At 66.7% G+C, this 5,874-nt stretch carries 4 protein-coding genes and 2 pseudogenes; 5 read left to right on the top strand and 1 reads right to left on the bottom strand.

The window, feature by feature from the left end; all coding sequences use genetic code 11:
- The first annotated feature begins 136 nt into the window (after positions 1–136).
- The 5 genes and pseudogenes from E2E34_RS36750 (at position 137) to E2E34_RS30115 (ending at position 4,501) form a co-directional block, all read left to right on the top strand.
- Complete coding sequence (locus E2E34_RS36750) at positions 137–601, top strand: SMI1/KNR4 family protein (RefSeq protein WP_244316258.1); 465 nt, start codon at positions 137–139, stop codon at positions 599–601.
- A 13-nt stretch (positions 602–614) separates the two neighbouring features.
- Positions 615–1,283, top strand: coding sequence for a hypothetical protein (locus E2E34_RS36745; RefSeq protein ID WP_244316256.1), 669 nt, complete (start codon positions 615–617; stop codon positions 1,281–1,283).
- Between the two features lie 155 nt (positions 1,284–1,438).
- Positions 1,439–2,138 (top strand): annotated as a pseudogene (locus E2E34_RS30130) (transposase); the annotation flags it as partial.
- A gap of 786 nt (positions 2,139–2,924) precedes the next feature.
- Positions 2,925–3,362 (top strand): NfeD family protein, encoded by a 438-nt coding sequence (locus tag E2E34_RS30120; RefSeq protein WP_138905037.1) that lies wholly within the window; start codon positions 2,925–2,927, stop codon positions 3,360–3,362.
- A gap of 29 nt (positions 3,363–3,391) precedes the next feature.
- Positions 3,392–4,501 (top strand): SPFH domain-containing protein, encoded by a 1,110-nt coding sequence (locus E2E34_RS30115; RefSeq protein ID WP_138905036.1) that lies wholly within the window; start codon positions 3,392–3,394, stop codon positions 4,499–4,501.
- Positions 4,502–5,637: 1,136 nt separating this feature from the next.
- Here the strand turns inward: E2E34_RS30115 and E2E34_RS30110 are convergent.
- Positions 5,638–5,874 (bottom strand): annotated as a pseudogene (locus E2E34_RS30110) (toxin Doc); the annotation flags it as partial.

The raw sequence follows: 5,874 nt of genomic DNA, 5'->3' as shown, positions 1-5,874 counted from the left end.
CGGCTCGATGAGCGACCACAGTTCGTCCGACACGATCCACGGCCGCGACTGACGTTTCCCCACGACCGGACCAACGACCACCCAAGTCGAAAGTCACTTGATCAACAACTTCTGTTAGGGCCTCTAAGTCGGCCCTATGACAGCAGACCTGGTCCAGGACTCATGGACTCGCATCGACGCGTGGCTGCGCGAGCACGCGCCCCGCACTTTCGCCACGCTTCGACCGCCCGCAGGAGATCAGGAGATCGCAGCAGCGCAAGAGGAACTGGGTGTCACCTTTCCTCCGCACCTGGTCGCTTCACTCCTCCGATACAACGAAGCGCTGGAGGGGCCTGAGGCTTTCCGGTTCAGCACGGGCGACCGGCTGCTCGGAGTGAGCGGGATCCTCGGGGATACCGGGTTCATGCGCGGCATCGGCCAAGGCCTCGACGGGGAGGCCGAGGGCTACTGGCTTCGCGGCTACGTAAAGTTCGGTTCCTATGACGTGACGTCGGACGGTCTCCTGATGGATTGCCGTACTGAGCGGGACTCCTTCGGTGCGATCGGACGGTTCTTCGACGAGACGGGCACCAGTTTTAAGGCAGGCCGACTCGCTGGGTGAGTATCTGGCCGAAGTGGCCGACACGCTTGAGCGCGGCCAGGAGGCTGGTGTCGTCACCTTCAACGGCCGACTGTTCTGGGAGGCGCCTCTGCCTGCCAGGCCGGAGTGCAGTGCCGACGAGCCCCTTCCCGCACCGGATGAGCAGCTGCCGGAGCTGGACCTGTCCCACAGGTCCACCGGCCTCCTCCACGTGAGCCACCTGGACGGACATGAGGAACTCGGTGCACTGATCGCAGTCCTGCCGTATGAGCAGGTGGTTGAGGCCGCGCAGAGACAGCTGCGCAGACTGGCGGTCGAAACGGGGCTGAACAAATACCCGGAGGTCAAGGCAGCCCTGGACGCGTGGGAGCGTGGTGTGGCCCTACCGCGGCCGGACCAAACCGGCGCGCTGGCCTTGCGACTCCGTGCGGTGCTCGCCCAGGCCGACGCCGGCCGAGACGTCACTCGCAGGTGGGCCGCGGAGAAGATAGCCCTCGGGATCTGGGGGTCCCCCTACAGATCCGTGTGCGAGAGCGCGGAGACCCGGAGTCACTTCACTCTCGACTGGCGTGTGGATCTGCATGCGGACCTGGGCAATCCGCCACTGCCACCGATACCTGACGAGCGGTTTTGGGGGGCGCTGCGCAACCCCGCCATCGACTCCAGTTGGTACGCGGCTCAGTACACCCAAGATCAGGACTGACCCCAGGGGTCTCGGTTCCGTGTGAGCGCTTCATGTGGTGGGTATCGCCAGATGAAGCGCTCGGCCAAACTGATGGATCGTGAAGAGCAACGAGCGAGGCCCCGGCCTGTTGATCGAGATGTCTGACGACTCAATCACGTTGCTTGGAGGACTCGTTGGCCGTCCATCCTGCCGCACTCGACCTGCCGCATGCACTCGCGGAGTGGGTCACCATGCTGATCGTCACCCGTGAGGGTAACCGCCGCTGCAAGCTCCGTCCGTCTCAACGCGCCATGGTGGCACTGGTGTACCTGCCCGAGCACACTACTCTGGCGAAGATCGCAGCCGGTTTCGGGATCAGCGAGTCGACCGCTCACGCCTACACGAGAGCGGTCGTCGATCTGCTCGCCGGCCAGGCGCCAGGCCTGCTGAAGACGCTGCGCGAGCACGAACCGGACTTCGTCCTCCTTGACGGCACCCTCGTCGAGTGCGACCGGGTCGGCGTCGGCCGGGCCGATTACTCCGCCAAGCACCGGCGGCACGGCGTAAACGTGCAGCTCGTCACCGACCCGCGCGGCCGGCTGCTGTGGCTCTCGCCCGCTCTGCCCGGTCGCGCCCACGACCTGACCGCTGCTCGCACCCACCGAATCATCCGGATCTGCGAGCGCCAGGGCGTTGCCATCGTGGCCGATCTCGCTTACCAGGGCACTGGCCCATGGCTGACCACCGCCATCAAACACAGACCCCTGCAGGAACTCACCCCCACCGAGGGAGGCCTCAATCAAGCACTGGCCGCAGTGCGAGCACCCGTCGAACGCGGCGTCGCAAGGCTGAAGTCCTGGCAGATCCTTCCGCAGGGCCCGATGCAGCCAGGACCACACAGTGGTGATGGGTCTTGCCGATGTCCGTACCCGCCCAGATCTGGGCCACCAGTTCCTCCGGTCGTTCGATGAAGCTCTGCTCTCCCGGACGACCTCGCCGGCGTGGTCCTACTCAGCGATCCGCCCGCGGGCGTTCGCAGCTCCTAATCAGCGGCCGAGTCGTCGTGAGACACCGGGCGGCCAGGTTAGGGGAGCCATCGAGGGCAACCGCATGAAAGCCATACCCGGTGTCTCCGGGCCTCTGGACCTTACGACGGCCCGTCCAACCCGCGAACAAGGTAGGACCGCATCACGTCAATCGCCAAGGCCATCCTCACACTGGAGCGGCAACGCTGAAGAAGCTCAATGCCGCCATTCAGGCTCACTTCACCCGCCTCATGCTGGACTGGGCTGCTTCGATCGTCTCCAACGATCCTGTGCATAGCGCCAGCTTCATGGACGACGACTGGGTGATCGTCTCCCAGCCGGGCGCCGCTCGAAGGCCTCGCCCTGGTCGAATCCGGGGAGCTAACCCACTCGGCCATGGATCTCGTCAGCAATGGGGACATGATCTACGACTCCTGGGGCGGTTTGGTTCTGGGTCCGACACCTGCGGCAGACGGACTTCCCCGTGTGACAGACGGGCGGGCGTCCGGCGGAGGGTGTCGGCTGACACCGGCAACGCGGTGGGACTCCTGTCGCCGCCCTGGCGCCCTAATCGCAGAGTGAAATGGCCGAGTCTGTTCTGTCTGGGTTCCGGGTGGGTAGGTTGCGATTAAGTCCCCATGAGGGAGGCTGCTCGATGCCGTGGTTCGTATGGCTACTCGCCGCCGGGGTGCTTGGTGTCGCAGAGTTTTTCACCCTGACGTTGGTTCTCGGGTTGCTGGCGGGCGCTGCGCTGGTTGCCGCCGTGGTCGCTGGTGTAGGCGTCGGCCTTCTCGGCCAGCTTGTGGCGCTCGGAGTGGCGGCAGCGGCGGGACTCCTCATCATCCGTCCTGTCGCCCTGCGGCAGATGGCACAGACGCCCCTTACACGTGAGGGCAGCGATGCGCTGATCGGCAAACGGGCCGAGGTCATGCAGGAGGTCACCGCGAGCCGCGGCCTGATCAAGATCTCCGGTGAGGAATGGTCCGCTCGCGCTCTCGACGAGAGCCTCGTGATCCCGGTGGGAGCGCTGGTGGATGTCATGGAGATTGAGGGCGCCACAGCGGTCGTCTATCCCCGCGAACTCCTTCCGTGAACGGCTGAACACATAGCTACGGAGGAACTGTGGATCCGGTTGTCATCCCGATTCTTGTGGCGGCGATCGTTGTCGTCTTCCTCGTTGCCGCCTCAGTGCGGGTCGTCCCGCAGGCGCGCCGCTACAACATCGAGCGGTTCGGCCGGTACCGGCGGACTCTGCAACCCGGCCTCAACTTCGTCGTCCCGGTGGCGGACCGTGTCAATACCAAACTCGACGTGCGCGAGCAGGTGTATTCGTCCGCCCCCAAGCCCGTGATCACCGAGGACAACCTCGTGGTGAACATCGACACCGTGCTCTACTACCAGATCACCGACCCGCGGGCGGCGGCCTACGAGGTCGCTGACTATCTGCAGGCCATCGATCAGCTCACCGTGACCACGCTGCGGAACGTCATCGGCTCCATGGACCTGGAGGAGACGCTCACCTCACGCGAGGAGATCAACGCCAGGCTCCGTGCCGTCCTCGACGACGCCACCGGCAAGTGGGGCATCCGCGTCAACCGCGTCGAGATCAAGGCCATCGATCCACCGCACACCATTAAAGAGGCGATGGAGAAGCAGATGCGGGCCGAGCGTGACAAGCGCGCGGCAATCCTGCACGCCGAAGGGGAGCGGCAAGCCAAGATCCTGACCGCCGAGGGCACGAAGCAGAAGGACATCCTGGAGGCACAGGGCACGCAGCAAGCCATGATCCTGCGGGCGGACGGCGAGGCGAAGGCGGTGGAGCGGGTCTTCCAAGCCGTCCATCGCAACAACGCCGACCCGAAGATCCTGGCCTACAAGTACCTGGAGACGCTTCCACATCTGGCGAAGAGCGACAACAACACTTTCTGGGTGATCCCAGGCGAACTGACCGAGGCAGTTCGTGCCGTCACCCACGCATTCAGTGATCAGTCGGCGATGGGTCTCCCCGCATCCGCGCACCGGGAGGAAGCGACCACTACCGATGCCGACGGCGCGCCGGACGAAGGCGGGGCGCCGGAGCTCGAGGCGGGCTCGCCGCTTTCGCTCGACGCCGCCGCGGCTGCCGACGAGGTCGCGAAGCAGGCCGACGCCGTAGTGAGCGACGCGAAGGCCGAGGCCGAGGCGGCGAGGGCGCCCCAGGTGCCGGGCCGAGGGCAGACGCCCGACGGTTGAGCGCCGACGGCGAGAGCCCCGGGAACCGCGACATCACGCCGCGCAGACCGTCGGCGCCCCGGATGCCGCCATGCTGGCCGCCGATAGTGTCGGCGGAGGCGCGCCTCACCGGTTTACGTGTAGCCGGGGTCATCCGTTGCCCGTCTCGCTGCTCGGAACGCCGTTCGTACCGCGCAGTAAGCGGCGCTGGAGACCCACTGCGCGCGGCCGCTCACTCGGACGGGGGCCAAGGTAGCGGATCACTCGCCGACCCGGCGACGAGGCACCCGGTGGCCACGGCGGTGCCGGTACAGGTACCGGCAGGGGTGACGGTCCAGATCGGGGGGCACTGAAGCCCCCGATCTCGGCGACGGCGACGGTGCTCATCGCGGCGGCACGGAGCAGTCCGGCGAGAGGACAATGGGCAGCGCTCGGCCCTTGATCACCGTTGTGTGCCTCCGGGTGGTCGTCTGTGTGCGACCGACAGGACCGATCAGAGGCTGTACTGGAGCAGGGTGGCCGCGTCGACGGTACCGAGGAGGCTGGGCTGGTCGCCCTCGTAGTCGACGACCAGGACGACGGGACGACCGGTGCGTTCCATGAGCGAGGCCATCTGAACCGGTGAGGCATCAGGGTCCGCGGCAAGTGCGGAGCGCGCCAGGGCCGTGAGCCCGACCTCGACGACACGGCGCTGGTGCGGTCACCGGACGAGCTGGCGGCCCTGATCGGGCCGCACGCGGACTATCTGGAGCTGACTGTCCGTCGCTACGCGAGTGGGTGGCGAAGCCCGGCGTAGCGCTCAGACGCCGACGAGGAACGCGTCCATGTTCGTCGAGCTCTGCCACGCACCACAGGCCGCGAGCCCGGAAGCGGGCGAGGCCACGCCTCATGCGGCTGACGGCCTTGCGGGTGGGGACGGATCAGACGCCGCCCATGTTCCGCTCGAGCGGAGGTGAGCAGGGCGCCTCCTGCCGAACTCTCCGCGCGAGCGGCTCTGTCCACAGGCCGCGCTCCAAGTCCCGGTCATGCCGGAGGCCACTGTCGCTTCGCCGCTCGGTCCGATGACCCAGGACGCGGCGATGAGCGTCTACAACTTCCCAGAGGCCAGTGAGCGGCGAAGACGCTTCGATGGGAGCGCCACATCCTGGTTGGGTCACTCAGATGCGCCAGGTGCGAATGCGGTCGGCTGCCTGATAGACGCTGGTCTTACCGGCCTGGATGTCGCGGACCAGGTCGACCATGGCGCCGTACGGAGCATCGATGCCCTCGCCGGAGGCGTGCATGTAGGCGGCGGTGACCTGGCAGGCGTAGAGACTGTTGCGGTAGGGCAGTGGCTGCCGGCGTACCAGGGTGTGGAGCAGGGCGGCGCCGCGCCAGGCGGGGTCGGGGTCGGC

Origin of the sequence: Streptomyces albidochromogenes (assembly GCF_005981925.1) — a bacterium.
Taxonomy (GTDB): domain Bacteria; phylum Actinomycetota; class Actinomycetes; order Streptomycetales; family Streptomycetaceae; genus Streptomyces; species Streptomyces albidochromogenes.
This window is presented reverse-complemented; position numbering and strand designations above follow the sequence as displayed.

Excerpts from the sequence above, each read along its gene's own strand:
- E2E34_RS36750 (WP_244316258.1), top strand. The coding sequence starts at position 137 with ATGACAGCAGACCTGGTCCAGGACTCATGGACTCGCATCGACGCGTGG.
- E2E34_RS30120 (WP_138905037.1), top strand. The coding sequence starts at position 2,925 with ATGCCGTGGTTCGTATGGCTACTCGCCGCCGGGGTGCTTGGTGTCGCA.